Source organism: Streptomyces sp. ICC1 (assembly GCF_003287935.1).
Lineage (GTDB): Bacteria > Actinomycetota > Actinomycetes > Streptomycetales > Streptomycetaceae > Streptomyces > Streptomyces tritrimontium.
The window spans coordinates 5710017-5728522 of sequence record NZ_CP030287.1 but is presented as its reverse complement, the minus strand read 5'-3'; the positions used below and the strand labels follow the sequence as shown (position 1 = coordinate 5728522).

18 protein-coding genes are annotated in these 18506 nt (G+C 73.5%); 10 read left to right on the top strand and 8 right to left on the bottom strand.

The window, feature by feature from the left end:
• Positions 1–18: 18 nt before the first annotated feature.
• Positions 19–1521, bottom strand: coding sequence for a PLP-dependent aminotransferase family protein (locus DRB96_RS26905; protein ID WP_112450786.1), 1503 nt, complete (start codon positions 1519–1521; stop codon positions 19–21).
• Positions 1522–1734: 213 nt separating this feature from the next.
• Between DRB96_RS26905 and DRB96_RS26900 the strand changes: the two genes are divergently transcribed.
• From DRB96_RS26900 to DRB96_RS26890, 3 genes are all read left to right on the top strand, one after another.
• Positions 1735–2505 (top strand): glycerophosphodiester phosphodiesterase, encoded by a 771-nt coding sequence (locus DRB96_RS26900; RefSeq protein ID WP_112450785.1) that lies wholly within the window; start codon positions 1735–1737, stop codon positions 2503–2505.
• Between the two features lie 66 nt (positions 2506–2571).
• A complete protein-coding gene (locus DRB96_RS26895) occupies positions 2572–3963 on the top strand; it encodes an MFS transporter (RefSeq protein ID WP_112450784.1) in 1392 nt (463 codons plus the stop codon).
• A 342-nt stretch (positions 3964–4305) separates the two neighbouring features.
• On the top strand, positions 4306–4680 hold the full coding sequence (locus DRB96_RS26890) for an RNA polymerase-binding protein RbpA (RefSeq protein ID WP_031146696.1): 375 nt from the start codon (positions 4306–4308) through the stop codon (positions 4678–4680).
• A 153-nt stretch (positions 4681–4833) separates the two neighbouring features.
• Here DRB96_RS26890 and fxsA read toward each other — a convergent pair whose 3' ends face one another.
• The 3 genes from fxsA to DRB96_RS26875 form a co-directional block, all read right to left on the bottom strand.
• Positions 4834–5418, bottom strand: a complete 585-nt coding sequence (fxsA, locus tag DRB96_RS26885; protein WP_112450783.1) for an FxsA family membrane protein — start codon at positions 5416–5418, stop codon at positions 4834–4836.
• An 86-nt stretch (positions 5419–5504) separates the two neighbouring features.
• Positions 5505–6302: a polyprenol monophosphomannose synthase gene (locus tag DRB96_RS26880; protein WP_112450782.1), complete on the bottom strand. Its 798-nt coding sequence runs from the start codon at positions 6300–6302 to the stop codon at positions 5505–5507.
• A 309-nt stretch (positions 6303–6611) separates the two neighbouring features.
• On the bottom strand, positions 6612–8258 hold the full coding sequence (locus DRB96_RS26875; protein ID WP_112450781.1) for an amidohydrolase: 1647 nt from the start codon (positions 8256–8258) through the stop codon (positions 6612–6614).
• Between DRB96_RS26875 and DRB96_RS26870 the strand changes: the two genes are divergently transcribed.
• The 3 genes from DRB96_RS26870 to DRB96_RS26860 all read left to right on the top strand — a co-directional run bounded on the left by DRB96_RS26870 (position 8257) and on the right by DRB96_RS26860 (position 9868).
• A complete protein-coding gene (locus tag DRB96_RS26870; protein ID WP_112450780.1) occupies positions 8257–8646 on the top strand; it encodes a DUF998 domain-containing protein in 390 nt (129 codons plus the stop codon). The two genes, DRB96_RS26875 and DRB96_RS26870, sit on opposite strands and share 2 nt — an antisense overlap.
• 86 nt (positions 8647–8732) lie before the next feature.
• Positions 8733–8873 (top strand): SPW_0924 family protein, encoded by a 141-nt coding sequence (locus tag DRB96_RS26865; protein WP_112450779.1) that lies wholly within the window; start codon positions 8733–8735, stop codon positions 8871–8873.
• A gap of 14 nt (positions 8874–8887) precedes the next feature.
• A complete protein-coding gene (locus tag DRB96_RS26860) occupies positions 8888–9868 on the top strand; it encodes a DUF3068 domain-containing protein (protein WP_112450778.1) in 981 nt (326 codons plus the stop codon).
• On the opposite strand, the gene hrpB is transcribed toward DRB96_RS26860, so the two are convergent.
• A complete protein-coding gene (gene hrpB, locus DRB96_RS26855) occupies positions 9858–12437 on the bottom strand; it encodes an ATP-dependent helicase HrpB (protein ID WP_112450777.1) in 2580 nt (859 codons plus the stop codon). The genes DRB96_RS26860 and hrpB overlap by 11 nt on opposite strands.
• 4 nt (positions 12438–12441) lie before the next feature.
• On the bottom strand, positions 12442–13302 hold the full coding sequence (locus tag DRB96_RS26850) for a class I SAM-dependent methyltransferase (protein ID WP_112450776.1): 861 nt from the start codon (positions 13300–13302) through the stop codon (positions 12442–12444).
• 358 nt (positions 13303–13660) lie between these two features.
• Here DRB96_RS26850 and rpsA point away from each other — a divergent pair, with 358 nt between their 5' ends.
• From rpsA to DRB96_RS26830, 4 genes are all read left to right on the top strand, one after another.
• On the top strand, positions 13661–15184 hold the full coding sequence (gene rpsA / locus DRB96_RS26845) for a 30S ribosomal protein S1 (protein ID WP_112450775.1): 1524 nt from the start codon (positions 13661–13663) through the stop codon (positions 15182–15184).
• Positions 15185–15389: 205 nt separating this feature from the next.
• Positions 15390–16328 (top strand): PAC2 family protein, encoded by a 939-nt coding sequence (locus tag DRB96_RS26840; protein WP_112450774.1) that lies wholly within the window; start codon positions 15390–15392, stop codon positions 16326–16328.
• A 60-nt stretch (positions 16329–16388) separates the two neighbouring features.
• Positions 16389–16985, top strand: coding sequence for a dephospho-CoA kinase (coaE, locus tag DRB96_RS26835; RefSeq protein WP_112450773.1), 597 nt, complete (start codon positions 16389–16391; stop codon positions 16983–16985).
• Between the two features lie 50 nt (positions 16986–17035).
• Positions 17036–17443, top strand: coding sequence for a tetratricopeptide repeat protein (locus tag DRB96_RS26830; RefSeq protein WP_112450772.1), 408 nt, complete (start codon positions 17036–17038; stop codon positions 17441–17443).
• A 23-nt stretch (positions 17444–17466) separates the two neighbouring features.
• On the opposite strand, the gene DRB96_RS26825 is transcribed toward DRB96_RS26830, so the two are convergent.
• Both DRB96_RS26825 and DRB96_RS26820 read right to left on the bottom strand, forming a co-directional pair.
• The gene (locus DRB96_RS26825; protein WP_112453730.1) at positions 17467–17730 is read right to left on the bottom strand and encodes a DUF6343 family protein; all 264 of its coding nucleotides are present in this window, start codon (positions 17728–17730) and stop codon (positions 17467–17469) included.
• A gap of 76 nt (positions 17731–17806) precedes the next feature.
• Positions 17807–18424, bottom strand: coding sequence for a hypothetical protein (locus tag DRB96_RS26820; RefSeq protein ID WP_112450771.1), 618 nt, complete (start codon positions 18422–18424; stop codon positions 17807–17809).
• Between the last annotated feature and the right edge of the window lie 82 nt (positions 18425–18506).

Below are 18506 nucleotides of genomic sequence, written 5' to 3'. Positions count from 1 at the left end.
GAGCCTGCCCGTTCCCGCCTACGCCACGAAAGTGCGCGGCGGCTCCGCGCCGCCGCCGCCCGCGCCGGTTCCGACCAGGCGGGCGGCGGCGGCCAGCCGGGCCGCCGCTTCCTCCGCCACCGGGCCGCCGACCGTGAAGGGGAGCCGGACGTACCCCTCGAAGGCGCCGTCGACGCCGAACCGGGGACCCGAGGGGACCCGTACGCCGACCCGCTCGCCCACCTCGGCCAGCCGGGAGCCGGACAGCCCGCCCGCGCGGGCCCACAGGGTCAGGCCGCCCAGCGGGACCCGGAACTCCCAGTCCGGCAGCTGCCGGCGCACCGCCGACACCAGCGCGTCGCGGTTCTCGCGGGCCTGGTCGCGGCGGATCTCCACGGCCTGGGCCCAGCCGCCGGTGCGCATCAGCCAGTTCACCGCGAGCTGTTCCAGCACGGGCGTGCCCAGGTCGGCGTAGGCGCGGGCGGCGACGAGGCTGCGGATGACGTCGGGCGCGGCGCGGACCCAGCCGATGCGCATGCCCGCCCAGAAGGCCTTGCTGGCGGAGCCGACGGTGATGACGGTGGAGCCCCCCGGGTCGAAGGAGCAGACCGGGCGCGGCATCTCCATCGCCGGATCGAGCTGGAGCTCGATCATGGTCTCGTCGGCGACGAGCACCGTGCCCGCGGAGCGGGCCGCCTCCACCATCGCGCGGCGCTGCTCGTCGGAGGCGAGCGCCCCGGTCGGGTTGTGGAAGTCGGCCACGACGTAGGCGAGGCGGGGGGCGGAGTCGCGCAGCACCTGGCGCCAGACGTCCATGTCCCAGCCGGTCAGCCCCTCCCCCATGGCCACCGGGACCAGGCGGACCCCGGCGGCGCGCATCAGCTGGAGGATGTTGGCGTAGGAAGGGGACTCGACGGCGATCCGCTCGCCACGCCCGGCGAAGAGGCTGCAGATGGCGTCGATGGCGCCCATCGCCCCGGTGGTGACCATGATCTGCTCGGGCATGGTGGGGATGCCGCGCTCGGTGTAGCGGTCGGCGAGCATCCGGCGCAGGGCGGGCAGCCCGGCCGGGTAGTCCCCGTGGGTGTGCGCGTACGGCGGGAGCTCCTCGAGGGCGCCCTGGACCGCCTTGGTGAGCCAGGGTTCCGGGGCCGGGAGGGCGGCGCAGCCGAGGTCGATCATCGAACCCAGGGACTCGGGGGGCAGGGGCTCCAGGCCGCGGGCCGGCATCGGGTTGCCGGCGGGTACGGAGGTCCAGCTGCCGGCGCCCCGGCGGGACTCCAGGAACCCCTCCCCGCGCAGGGCCTCGTAGGCCGCGGCGACGGTGGTGCGGCTGACGGAGAGCGCGACGGCCAGCTCCCGCTCGGCGGGGAGCCGCGCGGCGACGGGGACGCGGCCCTCGAGGACCAGCAGCCGGATGCCGTCGGCGAGCGTGCGGTACGCGGGCAGCTTGCGCGCGCCGGGCACGGCGGGCCGCCCCTGCTGGGAGGTGATGAGCCTGCCGAGCTGTGCGGCACCCACTGCCGAGGTCCACTGCGCCATGCTTGCGGTCCACCTTCGTTGAATTGGCCCCTGCCGGCCCGCCGGGCGCCGGTATTGGATCGTTCTGCGGTTACAGGGTGGCACGGCGCGCGCCGGGCGGGCCAGGGGCCCCCGCCCGGGCCCCCGGCGGGGGGCGGGCGCGGGGATGTGGCGTTCATCGCGCGGCCACCGGTGCGCTCCCGCCCCGGGGGGAACAGCGGGCATACTGCCGCGGTGACGCACGTACGCCTTCCCCATCCCTATCTCGACCACCCGGCTCCGATCGCCTTCGCGCACCGCGGCGGGGCCGCGGACGGGCTGGAGAACACCGCCGCCGCGTTCCGGCGGGCCGCCGACGCCGGGTACCGGTACTTCGAGACCGATGTGCACGCCAGCGCCGACGGGAAGCTGGTCGCCTTCCACGACGCGACCCTGGACCGGGTCACCGACGGGCGGGGCCGCATCCGGGAGCAGCCGTGGAGCCGGATCCGCGAGGCCCGGGTGGGCGGGACCGAGCCGCTGGCGCTCTTCGAGGACCTGCTGGAGGAGTTCCCGGACAAGCGGTGGAACGTGGACCTCAAGGACGAGTCGGCCCTGCACCCGCTGGTCAACCTGATCGCGCGGGCCGGGGCCTGGGACCGGGTGTGCGTGGGCTCCTTCTCGGAGAGCCGGGTGGCCCGCGCCCAGCGGATCGCGGGCCCCCGGCTGGCGACCTCCTACGGGGTCCGCGGGGTGCTCGGGCTGCGGCTGCGCTCGTTCGCGGTCCCGGCGGCCCTGCGCGCGGGCGCGGTGGCGGCGCAGGTTCCCGAGACCCAGGCGGGCGTCAGGGTGGTGGACCGGCGCTTCGTGCGGGCCGCCCACGCGCGGGGCCTGCAGGTGCACGTGTGGACCGTGAACGAACCGGAACGCATGGAGGCTCTCCTCGACCTGGGAGTCGATGGCATCATGACCGACCGGATCGACATCTTGCGCGCGGTGCTGGACCGGCGCGGGGCCTGGGCCTGACACTGCCCGCCGCCCCGCGCCGGCCGCGGGGGCCGGGGCGTTACGGGGAACAGCGAGGGGGCCGCCATGAGCGCGCAGACGACGGACGAAGCGGAACCGGGTTCCGAGGACGGCAGAGCCGCGGCCGCCGCAGCGGTGGCGGCGGCCGCGCGCAAGCGCGAGCAGCGCGGCTGGTACTTCTACGACTTCGCGGTGTCCGTGTACTCCGCGAGCGTGCTCACCGTGTTCCTCGGGCCGTACCTCACCTCGATCGCCAAGGCCGCGGCCGACGCCGAGGGCTTCGTGCACCCGCTGGGCATCCCGGTGCGGGCCGGCTCCTTCTTCGCCTACGTGGTGTCCGCCTCGGTGATCCTGGCCGTGCTGCTCATGCCGCTGGCGGGGGCGGTCGCCGACCGGACGGGCCGCAAGAAGCCGCTGCTGGCCGTGGCCGCCTACACCGGGGCCGCGGCGACGGCCGGCATGTTCTTCCTGGACGGCGAGCGCTACCTGCTGGGCGGGCTGCTGCTGATCGTCGCGAACGCCTCACTGTCGGTCTCGATGGTGCTGTACAACGCCTACCTGCCGCAGATCTCCACGCCGGACGAGCGCGACACGGTCTCCTCGCGCGGCTGGGCGTTCGGATACACCTCGGGCTCGCTGATGCTCGTGATGAACCTGGTGCTCTACATGGGCCACGATTCCTTCGGGCTCACCGAGGGCATGGCGATCCGGATCTGCCTGGCCTCCGCCGGCCTGTGGTGGGGGGCCTTCGCGCTGATCCCGCTGCGCCGGCTGCGGGACCGCGCCGTGGTCCGGGAGCCGGGCGCGGCCCCGGCCGTCAGCGGGTGGAAGCAGCTCGTCGCCACGCTGAAGGACATGCGGCGCTATCCGCTGACCCTGTCGTTCCTGCTGGCGTACCTGATCTACAACGACGGCGTGCAGACGGTGATCTCCCAGGCCTCCATCTACGGGTCGGAGGAGCTGGAGCTGGAGCAGTCCACCCTCATCGGGGCGATCCTGCTCGTACAGGTCCTCGCGGTGGCCGGTGCGCTGGGGATGGGCCGGCTGGCCGTGCGCTATGGGGCCAAGCGGACGATTCTCGGATCTCTGGCCGCCTGGGGGGTGACGCTGGGCGCGGGGTACTTCCTGCCGGCCCGGACGCCCGTGTGGTTCTTCGCGCTCGCCGCGATGATCGGGCTGGTGCTGGGCGGCAGCCAGGCGCTGTCGCGCTCGCTGTTCTCGCACCTGGTCCCGGCGGGCAAGGAGGCCGAGTACTTCTCGGCGTACGAGATGAGCGACCGCGGGCTGAGCTGGGTGGGGCCGCTGGTCTTCGGGCTCACTTACCAGGTCACGGGGAGCTACCGGGACGCGATCATCTCGTTGGTGGTCTTCTTCGCACTGGGTTTCGTGCTGCTCGCCAGAGTGCCGGTGCGGCGCGCGGTGGAGGCGGCGGGCAATCCTGTACCCGAGCGGATCTGAGCGGATCCGCGCGGCGATCCGCCCGGATCCGGGTGGATCCGGGTGGATCTCACAGAGGTCCTGGACGCGAATTCGGAACAGATTTCGACGTTCAAGCGAAGGGCCGGTAGTGTACGCCTTTGGCCTGCCAGGCGGACCGTTACTGCGTGCTGATGAAGTGAAGACGTTGGGTGACATCTGCTGCCAGATGTGACAAAACGGGCACCGGTGGGTACAACAAGGGGCGGCACGACGGGCGACGCATGACCCGGAGCGGGAATCTATACCGCCGACCGGACGTTGACCGGATGACGACGACAGCGACACCTGTCCTGTGGGCGACAAGCCCGGGAGGCACGATTCATGAGTGAGCGAGCTCTCCGCGGTACGCGGCTCGTGGTTACCAGCTACGAGACGGACCGCGGCATCGATCTGGCCCCGCGCCAGGCGGTGGAGTACGCATGCCAGAACGGACATCGATTTGAGATGCCGTTCTCGGTTGAGGCAGACATTCCGCCGGAGTGGGAGTGCAAGGCGTGCGGCGCCATGGCACTCCTGGTTGACGGGGACGGGCCCGAAGAGAAGAAGGGCAAGCCTGCGCGAACGCACTGGGACATGCTCATGGAGCGGCGCACCCGCGAGGAGCTGGAGGAAGTGCTGGCCGAGAGGCTCGCGGTCCTTCGCTCCGGCGCCATGAACATTGCCGTGCATCCGCGGGACAGCCGCAAGTCCGCCTGACAGCCGGACGACAGCACAGCACCACGGCAAGACTGCACGACAGCACCGAAGCCGAGGGCCCCCGCCACACAGTGTGTGGCGGGGGCCCTCGGCTTTTCAGGTCAGGTTTTCGGGCCAGGTTTTCGAGTCAGGTCTGCGGGTCAGGTCTGCGGGTCAGGGGGTGAGCGGCGGGCGGTAACCGGCCTCCGGGCCGGAGCCGGAGTCCCCGGCCGACCGGTCCTCGCGGATGACCTCGCCCTGGACGACCTTGCCGTCGGGGTGGTGGATGCGGGCCTGCTGGAAGGCGTCACCGAAGGTGCCCGCGGGCGCGGAGGCCATCTTGCGCTCCAGGGTGCGGGCGGCCCGGCGGCCCGCCCAGGCCCGGACGGGCGGGAGCAGGAGGATCAGGCCCGCGGCGTCGGAGAGCAGCCCCGGCATCATCAGGAGCAGGCCGGCCAGCATGGTCAGGCCGTTGCCCGTGCCGGGCCGCTGCGCGGCGGGCTGCCGGCCCGCCTGGGCCTGCTGGAAGGTCTCCGTGAGGTTCTTGAAGGCGCGCCGCCCGGCCCGCTTGATGACCACGGCGCCCAGCACCAGGCCGCCCGCGATCAGCAGGGCGACGGCCCCGCCGCCGACCGCCCCGCCGACCAGGCTGAGCAGCCAGATCTCCAGGATCAGCCAGGCCGCGATGGCCAGGGGAAGCATCGTACGGGCGGGCGAACGCCGCCGGGGGGCCGTAGAGGTCGGAACTCCGGTCGTCATACCACCAGTGTGCCTGGGCCGGCGTAAAAGCATCCTCAGTCGGAGGTACCGGACATCCCCTAGGGGACGGCCGGCCGCGCCCGGCGCTACTTGCCGAAGACCTTGCCGGTCAGCTTGTCCGCGTGCTCCTTGATGCCCCACTGGGTGACCCTCCACAGGGCCTCCACCACGATGTCCTTGCTCATCTTGCTGTCGCCGAACTCGCGCTCGACGAAGGTGATGGGCACCTCGACCACGCGGAAGCCCTTGCGGACGGCCCGGCGGGCCAGGTCGACCTGGAAGCAGTAGCCCGCGGAGGCCACGTCCGCGAGGCCCAGGCCTTCGAGGGTCTCGCGGCGGAAGGCGCGGTAGCCGCCGGTGACGTCGCGGATCGGGACGCCGAGCATCAGCCGGGAGTACGTGGACCCGCCGCGGGAGAGGAACTCCCGGCTCTTGGGCCAGTTGACCACCCGACCGCCCGGCACCCACCGGGAGCCCAGCACCAGGTCGGCGCCCTCCAGTGCGGTGAGCAGCCGGGGCAGTTCCTCGGGCTGGTGGGATCCGTCGGCGTCCATCTCCACGATGACGCCGTAGCCGTTCTCCAGGCCCCAGCCGAAGCCGGCCAGGTAGGCGGCTCCGAGCCCTTCCTTGCCCTTGCGGTGCAGGACGTGCACCTGCTCGTCGGAGGCCGCCAGCTCGTCGGCGAGCTTTCCGGTGCCGTCCGGGCTGTTGTCGTCCGCGACCAAGATGTGGGCCTCGGGCACAGCCGCGCGGACGCGGCCGACGATCAGCCCGATGTTCTCCGCCTCGTTGTAGGTCGGAATGATCACCAAGGCCGTGCCGAGCGGTCCGTAGCTTCGCTGTCCGCCGTCGCTCACTGATTCCCCTTTTGCGTTCTCGTACATCCTGTACGTCGTGTCGCAGAGGATGATTTTAGAACAGCGATCGGGGCCCGCGGTCCTTCGGGCCGGACCGGCTCCCGCTGGCTGCGGGCCGCCTGACCGTTGTCTACTGGACCGCGGGGCCCCGATCTGAGGCCACCCTCCCCCAAGCTCCTTCGGAGCAGGGGGGACACCCGTCCGGCGAAACCTTCCCTCGCCCCCGAGGCGCGGGCGCGGCTGAGCGAACGGCTCCGTCCGGATCGGACGTCCGGTGGTGGACCCGGCCGAACCTATCCGGGTCCGGCCGCCCCCACCGAACCACGGCCCCCCGGATCACCCCTGTGGCCGTACGAATACCTCCCGGCCGCCGACGACCGTGGCCAGGCAGACCGGGAGGTCCGCGCCGGGGGTCAGGTCCGGCAGCCCGGGGGTGCCGGAGCGCGGGTCCGTGGACCAGCGGGCGACCCGGTCGTCGGGGGCCTGGACCACCAGCTCGGCGGTCTGCCAGAGCGCGTAGTCGGCCGGGGCGCCGGGGACGAGGGTGCCCGCGTCGTCGCGGCCCAGGGCCCGCCAGCCGCCGCGGGTGTGGGCGGCGAAGGCGGCCCGTACGGAGATGCGGTGGGCGGGCGTGCGGTGGAAGGCGGCCGCGCGGACGGCGCCCCAGGGGTCGAGCGGGGTGACGGGCGCGTCGGAGCCGAAGGCGAGCGGGACGCCGGCCTTGAGCATGGCCGCGTACGGGTTCAGGGTGCGGGCGCGCCCGGCGCCGAGCCGGTCGGCGTACATGCCCTCCTCACCGCCCCACAGCGCGTCGAAGGCGGGCTGCACGGAGGCGGTGAGGCCGAGCTCCGCGAAGGCCGCGATGGCGGCCGGGGTCATCATCTCGGCGTGTTCGACGCGGTGGCGGGCGGCGCGGACGCGGTCGAGGCCGACCTTGTCGGCAGCGGCCCGCACGCCCTCGACGACGGCGGTGATCGCGGCGTCGCCGATGGCGTGGAAGCCGGCCTGGAGGCCCGCCTCGGTGCAGGCGGCGACGTGCTCGGCGACGGCGCGCGCGTCGAGGTACTCGGTGCCGGTGTGGCCGGCGTCGGCGTACGGGGCGTGCAGGCAGGCGGTGTGCGAGCCGAGGGCGCCGTCGACGAAGAGGTCTCCGGCGGCCCCGACGGCGCCGAGCTCCCTGACCCGGTCGAGGTCCCGGTCGGCCCAATAGCCGAAGACGCGGGGGCCGGGGTGCGTGCGCGCCAGTTCCAGGAGGGCGGTGAAGTCCTCCGGGGAGGAGATCTCGGGGCCGCCGCACTCGTGGACGGAGCCGATCCCGAGGGAGGCGGCCCGGTCGAGGGCGGCCCGCTGGGCCTCGGCGCGCTGGGCCGGGGTCAGCGCGTCGAGCGCGGCCCGGCGCACCGCGTGGTGGGCGTCGCGGGTCAGCGGCTCGTCGGCGGCCGCCTCGACGCCGGGTACGAGCCGCAGCAGGGCGGTGGTGACCACGGCGGAGTGGGCGTCGATGCGGCTGAGGTAGAGCGGCCGGCCGCCGGCGGCCTCGTCGAGCTCGCGCCGCAGGGGGGCGCGCCGCTCCGGCCAGCGCGAGGCGTCCCAGCCGTGGCCGAGGAGCACCCGGTCGGCCGGGCGGCTGTCCGCGTACGCGCGCACGTGCGCGAGTGCTTCGGGGAGCGAGGCGGCCGCGGACAGGTCCAGCCCGGTCAGGGCGAGGCCGGCGGAGGTGGTGTGCACGTGGGCGTCGGTGAAGGCGGGCGTGACCAGCGCGCCGTCGAGGTCGACGACCTCGTCGACGCCCTGGGCGAAGGCGTCGGCCGCGCCCTCGGAGCCGACCCAGGCGATGTGGCCCCGCTCGACGACCATCGCCGTGGCGAAGGGGTCGGCGGGGCTGTGGACCTCTCCGCGGCGCAGGAGGACGGTCCGGTCGGGTCCCGGGGCGGTCGCGGGGGCTCCGGCGGCTTCGGCGGAGCGGGCGGTGCGGTCTGTCATGCGGACCAGTCTCGCGGGTCCGCCCCGGCCCCCGGACCACGGCCCCCTCGCATCAGGCGCCCTGTGGGTGGTCGTGTCCCTGACCCAGGCCGCCACCCGCCAGGGTTACGACATCACCCGCCACCCGCTCAGCGCGCTGAGCAACGGCTCGCTCGGCTGGCTCCAGATCCCCAACTTCGTGCTCGCCGGGGCCCTGGCCGCCATCGGGGCCACCGGCCTGCGCCGGGCCCTGCGCGGACCGCCCGGCCGTGCCTGGGCCCCGCGCCTGGTTCGGCTCAGCGGTCTCAGCCTGATCGCCGCGGGAGCCGTCGTGCTCGACCCGTCCCACGGCGTCCCCGTCCGCCGCGACCCCGGCCCCCTGACCCTCCGCGGAGGCGCCACCGCGTGATCAGTGGCGCAAACGGTTCTCATCTGTCACCCGCATTGCTACGGTGCCCACCGCCCTGACGACCAATCAGATTCCGGAGGCCCGGCATGCGCGCAATCGTCGCCGCCGCCAGCGGTCTCGTCCTCGCGGTGCTCCTCGTCCTCGCCATCACGGCGATGGGGGCGCCGGAAGGCAAGACCTCACCGAAGCCCCTGCTCACCACCGCGCCCGCCGCGCCCGGAAAGTAGAGGAGGGACCGGCCGTGCGACGCAGAGCAAGTCTCGTCCTGCTGGCCCTGGCCGTGTTCTGCGCAGCTCTCGCACCACTGCTGCGCTGGTACGCGTACCCCAGGCTCGCGAAGATCCCGCCCAACCAGTACCAGGAGGTGGTCCTGGAGGCGAAGGACGCGACCCTCCTCGACTACACCACCGGCATGGAGCCGAAGAAGGTCGACAAGGTCACCATCGTCCAGACCCTGAAGGGCAACGTCGAGGCGTCCAAGGAGATCGAGGCGAGCGCCGGCAAGGACGTGGTCGTCTGGGACACGCTCACCTACATCATGGGCCCCGACGGGAAGATGGTCTCCCAGATCCCCGAGCGCTACATCTTCGACGCCCACACCCAGGACCCGGTGCACGCCACCGGCGAGGCGGTCGACGGGGACCCGGTCAAGCGCGAGGGCATCGAGTTCAAGTGGCCGTTCTTCACCGAGCCGCGCGACTACCTCTACTTCGACCAGCAGACCCGCAGCTCCTCGCCCATCCACTACGTCGGCCCGCGCAAGTTCAAGGGCATGGACGTCTACTACTACGAGCAGACCATCCCCTGGACGAAGGTCTCGCTGCCGAAGAAGATGCCGATCGAGGGCATCGACCCGGCCACCTTCGAGCAGACCACGGGCACCAGCCTCTGGTACTCGACCAAGGCGATGTTCTGGGTCGACCCGGTGACGGGCGCGCCCGTCAACGCCGAGCAGGAGATCAAGCAGGAGATGCGGGGCGGCATCGCCTCCGGCGGGCCCGACGGCAAGCTCACCGTCTTCGCCGGGCACGTGAAGATGCGCGAGGACTACAGCGAGTACACCGTCGACCTGGTCAAGGCGAACCGGACCAAGGTGCTGGCGCTGCACACCTACGCGCCGATCGGCCTCGCGGCCGGCGGGCTCGTCCTCTTCGGGTTCGCGCTGTGGCTGGAGGCGCGCGCCCGGCGCCCCCGCGAGGACGACGGGCCGTTCACCGCTTGAGCCGGGCGGTGGTGTGCCGGGTGGGCTCGGCGGTCGCCGGGTCCTGCGGCCACGGGTGCTTGGGGTAGCGGCCGCGCAGCTCGGCCCGGACGGCGAGGTAGCCGCCCCGCCAGAAGGACGCGAGGTCGGCGGTGACGGCGGCGGGCCGTCCGGCGGGCGACAGCAGGTGGACGAGTACGGGAACCCCCGCGACCCGGGGGGTCTCGGCCAGCCCGAACAGCTCCTGGAGCTTGACGGCGAGTACGGGCTGCCCGTGCTCGGCGGCGTAGTCGACGCGGATCCGCGAGCCGCTGGGCACCTCGATCCGCTCCGGAGCCAGCGCGTCGAGCCGGGAGGCCTCGCCGGTGGCCCACGGCAGCAGCCGGTTCAGCGCCTGCCCGGCGTCGATCCGCGCCAGGTCGGCGCGGCGGCGGGCCCGCGACAGCTCGGGCTCGAGCCAGTCGTCGGCGCGGTCCAGCAGTTCCCGGTCGTCGGCCACGTCGGGCCAGGGCGCGCCGAGCGTGCGGTGCAGGAAGCCGAGCCGGGCCCGGAGCCCTTGCGCGTCCTGGGTCCAGCGCAGCAGCCCGAGCCCCTCGGTGCGCAGCCCGTCGAGGAGGGCGGCCCGCACGAGGGCCCGGTCGGGGTCGCGCAGGGGCCGGGCGGCCAGCTCGATCGCGCCGAGCCTTCGCACGGAGCGGGCGACGAGGTCCCCGTCCTCCCAGTGCACCTCCTCGCCGGAGCGCAGCAGGTGGCCGGCGGCCGTGCGCGCGGTGTCCTCGTCGACGAGGGCGGCGAGCCGGACGCGGGCGGACGCGGAGTGCGGGGGCCTGTCGGCCACGGCGACCGCCAGCCAGGGCGCGCTGCGCAGCGCTGACCCGTCGCCGAGCTCGGCGGCCGTCCCGGAGGCCATGAGGAAGGCCCCCTCGCCCTTGGCCCTGGCGACCCGCTCGGGGAACGCGAGCGCGGCGACGAGCCCGGCGGCGGAGTCATCGGGCGCGGCGCCGCTCGCGGGGGTCCGGGGTGCGGCCCCGGTATCGGGAAGGGGCGGGGCGGCGGAAAGCCCCGCGGGGTTCCGGTCGCTCGCCGCGCGCTCCAGGCGCTTGGCCTCCGTGCGCCAGCGGCCCGCGTACGGGTCGCCGCCCGCGCGGGCCCGGCGCCAGGCGGCGGCCAGGTCGTCCCCGTACTCCCGGGGCGGCTCCTCGCTCAGCAGCGCCACCAGCTCCGCCGCCCGCCGGGGCCCCAGCGCGGCGGAGCCGTCGAGCAGGGCCCGGGCCAGGCGCGGGTGCAGGCCGAGGCGGGCCCTCCGTGCGCCCCGGGGTGTCGGCTGCCCCGCGGGGGTCACGGCGCCCACCGCGAGCAGGACCTCCCGCGCCGCCGCCATCGCTCCGGCCGGCGGTGGGTCGAGCAGGGCCAGGCCGGTCGCGTCGGGGTCGCCCCAGCAGGCGGCCTGGAGGGCGAACTGCGCCAGGTCCGCGATCCGGATCTCGGGGGAGGGGTAGGCGGGCAGCCGCCCGTCCTCGGCTTCGGCCCAGCAGCGGTACACCGTGCCCGGTGCCTCGCGCCCGGCCCGGCCCGCGCGCTGCCGGCCGGCCGCGCGGGACGCCCGTACGGTCGCCAGCGCGCCCAGGCCCCGCGCGTGGTCGACCCGGGGTTCGCGCGCCAGCCCGGAGTCCACGACGATCCGTACCCCGGGGACGGTCAGGCTGGATTCCGCGACGGCGGTGGAGAGGATGACCCGGCGGTGGGGTGCCGCAGACAGCACGGCGTCCTGGACGGCGGCCGGGGCGCGGCCGTGTATCTGCAGGACCTCCGCGCCCACCGCGCCGAGCTGCCCGGCGACCCGGGCGATCTCGCCGACGCCGGGGAGGAAGCACAGGACGTCGCCGGAACGTTCCGCCAGCGCCCGCCGGACCACCGAGGCCACGTGGATGAGCTGCGCCGGGTCCACGCGCATCCCGTGCGGAGGCCGGACCGGGCGGGCCGGCGGGGCCCACACGGTCTCCACCGGGTACGAGACGCCCGCGGCCTCCACGACCGGGGCGCCGCCCGGGCCGCCGCCGCCGAGGACGCGGGCCCAGCCGGCCGCGTCGGTGGTCGCCGAGGCCGCCACCAGCCGCAGCTCCGGGCGCAGGGTCGCCCGTACGTCCAGGAGGAACGCGGCGACCGTGTCGGCGTCCAGGTGCCGCTCGTGGCACTCGTCCAGGATCACCAGGTCGGTGCCGGACAGCTCCTGGTCCCGCTGGAGCCGCTGGAGCAGGACCCCGGTGGTGACGACCTCGACCACGGTCCCGGGGCCGACGACCCGCTCGCCGCGCACGGTGAAGCCGACGGAGGCGCCGACCGGCTCGCCGAGCAGCCAGGCCATCCGGCGGGCCCCGGCGCGGGCGGCGATCCGGCGGGGTTCGGCGACCACGACCCGGCGGCGCGGCCCGCCCCCCGTCAGGCCCGCCAGCACCAGCGGCACCAGCGTGGTCTTGCCGGTCCCGGGCGGGGCGCACAGCACGGCGGTGCCGTGGGCGTCCAGCGCCGAGACGAGCGCGGGCACGGCTTCCCGGACGGGAAGGGAGTCGAGGTCGGCCGTACGGATCACGGTCTCAGTCCCGCTCGCACACGAAGATCGCGGTGCCGGGGATGAGGTTGCCGCGCAGGGGGGACCAGCCGCCCCACTCCTGGCTGTTCCAGGCGGGCCACTCCGGCTCGACCAGGTCGAGGAGGCGGAAGCCGCCCGCGACCACGTCCCGTACCCGGTCGCCCAGGGTGCGGTGGTGCTCCACGTACACGGCGCTGCCGTCCTCGTCCTGCTCCACGTACGGGGTGCGGTCGAAGTAGGAGGCGGAGACGGACAGGCCCTCGGGGCCGGGCTCGTCGGGGAAGGCCCAGCGGACCGGGTGGGTGACGGAGAAGACCCAGCGGCCGCCGGGGCGCAGCACGCGGCGGACCTCGCGCATGACGTTCACGGGGTCGGCGACGAAGGGGACGGCGCCGTAGGCGGAGCAGGCGAGGTCGAAGGAGCCGTCGCGGAAGGGGAGCCGGCCGGCGTCGGCCTCGACCAGCCGGGCCGCCGGCACATCGCTGCCGCCGATGCGCAGCGCGTGCTGGAGCTGGCGGTGGGAGAGGTCCAGGGCGACGGGGCGGGCGCCCTGGGCGGCCAGCCAGCGCGAGCACTGGGCCGCGCCGGCGCCGATCTCCAGGACGTCCTTGCCCTTGAGGGAGGCGGTGGGGCCGAGGAGGGCCGCCTCCGCCTCGTCCAGGCCCTCGGGGCCCCAGACGAAGCGGTCGTCGCCGAGGAACGCTCCGTGCTCGCTCTGGTACTCGTCGGCGTTGCGGTCCCACCGGCCGCGGCTGGCCCGGCTGCTCTCCGCTTCCCCGGCGTCACGCCGGGTGGCCTCGGAGTCGTCCTCGGCGGCCGGGCCGGCTTCGTACGCTTCTTCGGTGGCGTAGTCCTCTTGGTTCATGGGGCCCGTCGTCGTAGTCTGCGAATGTCTGCGGAAAGCGGTCGGGAAGCGCCATCGGCGCCTGCCCGCCCACTAATTGTGCCGGTTGTGTGGCGATCCGCCCGGGGTGTGCGCCTTCGCGCATTGACCCTGTCCGGCTGCCCCCGTATGCTACAAGTTGCGCTGCGAGCCTGTGCTCCTCAGACCTAGCAGGCTGCGCTTGCATCTGTCGATGTCCCCTCGGTTTTCGAGGCCCCCACCCCGCACTTCGCGGAACTGGGGCTTCCTTGGCTGTCCGGCTTCTTCGGCAGATGCCGATAAGGGCTCCCGGCGTAGCAGTACCTACGACTTTCTGTCCGTAACCGGAGCCCTTACCCACATGACGAGCAGCACCGAGACCACCGCAACGACCACTCCGCAGGTTGCGGTCAACGACATCGGTGACGAGGCAGCGTTCCTCGCCGCGATCGACGAGACGATCAAGTACTTCAACGACGGCGACATCGTCGACGGCGTCATCGTGAAGGTCGACCGTGACGAGGTTCTCCTCGACATCGGTTACAAGACCGAGGGCGTCATCCCGAGCCGCGAGCTCTCGATCAAGCACGATGTCGACCCGAACGATGTCGTCAAGGTCGGCGACGAGATCGAGGCTCTTGTTCTCCAGAAGGAGGACAAGGAAGGCCGTCTCATCCTGTCCAAGAAGCGCGCGCAGTACGAGCGCGCCTGGGGCACGATCGAGAAGATCAAGGAAGAAGACGGCATCGTCACCGGTACCGTCATCGAGGTCGTCAAGGGTGGACTCATCCTCGACATCGGCCTCCGCGGCTTCCTGCCGGCCTCCCTCGTCGAGATGCGTCGCGTCCGCGACCTCCAGCCCTACGTGGGCAAGGAGCTCGAGGCGAAGATCATCGAGCTGGACAAGAACCGCAACAACGTGGTCCTGTCCCGCCGCGCCTGGCTCGAGCAGACCCAGTCCGAGGTTCGCCAGACGTTCCTCACCACCCTGCAGAAGGGTCAGGTCCGCTCCGGCGTCGTTTCCTCGATCGTCAACTTCGGTGCCTTCGTGGACCTGGGTGGCGTCGACGGTCTCGTCCACGTCTCCGAGCTGTCCTGGAAGCACATCGACCACCCCTCCGAGGTTGTCGAGGTCGGCCAGGAAGTCACCGTCGAGGTTCTCGACGTCGACATGGACCGCGAGCGTGTCTCCCTGTCGCTGAAGGCGACGCAGGAAGACCCGTGGCAGCAGTTCGCCCGGACGCACCAGATCGGTCAGGTCGTCCCGGGTAAGGTCACCAAGCTGGTTCCGTTCGGTGCGTTCGTCCGCGTGGACGAGGGCATCGAGGGTCTGGTCCACATCTCCGAGCTGGCCGAGCGCCACGTGGAGATCCCGGAGCAGGTCGTCCAGGTCAACGACGAGATCTTCGTCAAGGTCATCGACATCGACCTTGAGCGTCGCCGGATCTCGCTGTCGCTGAAGCAGGCCAACGAGTCCTTCGGTGCCGACCCGGCGTCGGTCGAGTTCGACCCGACCCTGTACGGCATGGCCGCGTCTTACGACGACCAGGGGAACTACATCTACCCCGAGGGCTTCGACCCCGAGACCAACGACTGGCTCGAGGGCTTCGACAAGCAGCGCGAAGCCTGGGAGGGCCAGTACGCCGAGGCGCAGACGCGCTTCGAGCAGCACCAGGCCCAGGTCATCAAGAGCCGCGAGGCCGACGAGGCCGCCGCTGCCGAGGGTGCGGCCGCTCCGGCCGCCGCCGGCAGCAGCAGCAGCGCCGGTGCGGGCATCTCGGGTGGTTCGTACTCCTCCGAGGGTGCGGACGAGACCTCCGGCGCCCTGGCGTCGGACGAGGCCCTGGCGGCGCTCCGCGAGAAGCTGGCCGGCGGCCAGAGCTGATCGCAGCAGCGCCACACGCCGCCCGCTCGCGAGCGGTGTGAGCTGAGCTGATGTTCAACGGAAAGGCCCGTCCCCTCAGGGGGGCGGGCCTTGCCGCGTTCCAGGGTGAAGATCGCACGGGTTCCGGCGAATACCGCCAACTGGGGAATGGTGACGGCTCCTTGGGCGTTCTTGGCAGAGAACACGGCGAGGAGGAGTGGTAACGGTGCTTGATCCACAGGGTTTGTACGAATGGGACGCCAAGGGCCTGGCGGTGGCCGACCTGGCACTCGCCCAGGACTCGGCCGGGCTGGTCATGCTCTACCACTTCGAGGGCTACATCGACGCCGGCGAGGCCGGCGAGCAGATCGTCGAGTGGCTGCTCGACACCCTGCCCCACCAGGTCGTGGCCCGGTTCGACGCGGACCGGCTGGTGGACTACCGGGCGCGCCGCCCGCTGCTGACCTTCCAGCGCGACCACTGGGCGGAGTTCGAGGAGCCCCTGCTCGAGGTGCGCCTGGTCCAGGACGCCACCGGCGCGCCCTTCCTGCTGCTGTCCGGCCCCGAGCCGGACGTGGAATGGGAGCGCTTCGCCGTCGCCGTCCGGCAGATCGTCGAACGCCTCGGCGTCCGGCTCTCCGTCAACTTCCACGGCATCCCCATGGGCGTCCCGCACACCCGGCCCGTCGGGATCACCCCGCACGGCAACCGGACCGACCTCATGCCGGGCCACCGCAGCCCCTTCGACGAGGCCCAGGTGCCGGGCAGCGCCGAGTCGCTGCTGGAGTTCCGCCTCGGCCAGGCCGGGCACGACGTGCTGGGCGTCGCCGCCCACGTACCGCACTACGTGGCGCGCTCGCCGTATCCGGACGCCGCGCTGACGGCCCTCGAGGCGATCACCGCCGCGACCGGGCTGGTCCTGCCGGCGGTCGCGCACGCGCTGCGCACCGAGGCGCACCGCACCCAGACGGAGATCGACCGGCAGATCCGCGAGGGCGACGAGGAGCTGGTCAGCCTCGTCCAGGGGCTGGAGCACCAGTACGATGCCGCGGCCGGCGCCGAGACCCGCGGCAACATGATCGCGGAGCCCGCGGAGATCCCCTCGGCGGACGAGATCGGGCGCGAGTTCGAGCGGTTCCTGGCGGAGCGCGAGGGCGAGGGCTGAGGCCCGGTCCGCGGCAGGGGGCTTTACGGGCCCCAGGGCGCGGAGGCTAGTCTGCCGGGCATGTTGAAAGTGGGACTGACAGGCGGAATCGGCGCGGGCAAGAGCGAGGTCTCCCGGCTGCTGGCGGGGTACGGGGCGGTCGTCGTGGACGCCGACCGGATCGCCCGGGAAGTCGTGGAGCCCGGCACGCCCGGGCTCGCGGCCGTCGTGGCGGCCTTCGGCGAGTCCGTGCTGACCGCCTCGGGCGAGCTGGACCGGCCGAGGCTGGGATCGGTGGTGTTCGCCGACCCGGCCAAGCTGCGGATCCTCAACGGGATCGTGCACCCGCTCGTCGGTGCCCGGTCCGCCGAGCTGGAAGCCGCCGCGGGAACCGACGCGATCGTCGTGCACGACGTGCCGCTGCTCGCGGAGAACGGGCTCGCGCCCCTGTACGACCTGGTCGTCGTGGTGGACGCGGCGCCCGGGACCCAGCTGGCCCGGCTCACCGCGCTGCGCGGCATGGACGAGGGGGAGGCGCGCGCCCGGATGGCCGCGCAGGCCACCCGGGAGCAGCGGCTCGCCGTGGCCACCCTCGTGATCGACAACGACGGGCCGCTGGAAGCGCTGGAGCCGCAGGTGCGCAAGGTGTGGGAGGAACTCGCGGCGCGGGCCCAATAGCGCGTGAGCCGTGGGGCGTTGAACGCGCCCGCAGAGGGAAGGAAGAGATCGTGTCCGACACGCCGCCGCAGTTCCCGCCCCCGCCCCCGTCGCCGTCCTCGTCCCCCTCGCCCGAGACGCACGTCATCGACTACCGGGCCGCCGAGCAGCTGCTCGCCGCGCGCGACCCGCGCGGTGCCGTGAAACTCCTCGACTCGGTCATAGCCGCGCACCCGGAGAACACCGCGGCCCGGCTGCTGCGCGCCCGCGCCTTCTTCGCGGCCGCCCAACTGCGCCCGGCGGAGCTGGAGTTCGAGCTCGTGCTGGAGCGGGAGCCGGACAACGCCTTCGCCCACTTCGCGCTGGCCCGCACCCACGAGCGGGCCGGGCGGCCCGACCAGGCCCGCAAGCACTTCCGGCTGGCGGCCGCGCTCGACCCCCGGCCCGACTACCTGGCGGCGGCCCGCTTCGAGGAGTAGGCGCCTCCGCGGATCCCCGGTGATCACCGCTCCCGTCCGGGCGGCTCGTACGGGGGAACGTCCCGGCCGGGCTGGTAGTGCGGGCCCTGGCGGATGTGGCGGATCACGACGACGAGGTCCACGGCCGCGAGCGCGGCGACGGCGGCGCACGCCCCCGCCCAGCCGGGCCGGGCGGCGAACGCGAAGGCCACCGCCCCGGCGCCGGCCCAGAGCAGCCCCCACAGGCTCAGCCAGAACCGCAGCCGCAGCGGGCTGCGGGCATTCACCGGCTCGTTTCCCGTTCGCATGGCCATCGCCTCGACACGCTCGTCCGATCGGCCCGGTCCGTCTCCCCCCCCATGGTCCCACCGGCGGCGCCCCGCGTCAGGGGTTGAGCTTGTTCACGGCCGCGGTCGTGGTCTTCTTGAAGGCCGGTACGGGCGCGTGGGAGAGGTTGCCCATCTGCCCCCAGTTCACGACCGTCACGGTGGAGCCGTCGCGCCCGATCCCGTAGAGGTGCACGCCCGGCTCGGATTCCGGGATCGAGGTGTGCACCCCGTAGACGTGCGCGCCCTCCTCGACGGAGAGCTTCCCGTAGTCCTGCCAGGAGGCCGTCCCGCCGGGGGTGGTCCGCAGCCAGTCGGCGGCGCAGCCGGCCACCTTGCGTTCGAGGGCGGCGGCCAGCTTGGCGGCCGCGCCGGCGGAGGAGGCGCGTACGGAGACCTGGACCGCGCCCGTGTCGAACTCGGTGCCGAAGGTGCGGTGCCAGCTCCCGGCCGCCGGGAGCACGCCGTCCAGGCAGAACGGCGCGGTCTCGGGCAGCCCCTTGGTGACCTCTCCGGTGTACCAGGGCGTGCCCGGCTGCGGGGGCAGGTCGGCGCCGCCGATGAACCCGGGCGCGGTGGCGGCCGCGGCCGTGGTCGAGGCGGTGAGGACGAGGGCGGCGACGGCCGCCGCGGCTGCCGCGAGGACTGCGGTGGTCTGGGTCGTGCGTCGGAACATGGTCGGTTCTCCCCGTGTCGGTCATCGGTGCGGTGCTGTCCGCGAAGAGCCTCTACCCGGCCCGGGGCGTCGGGCGACGGTT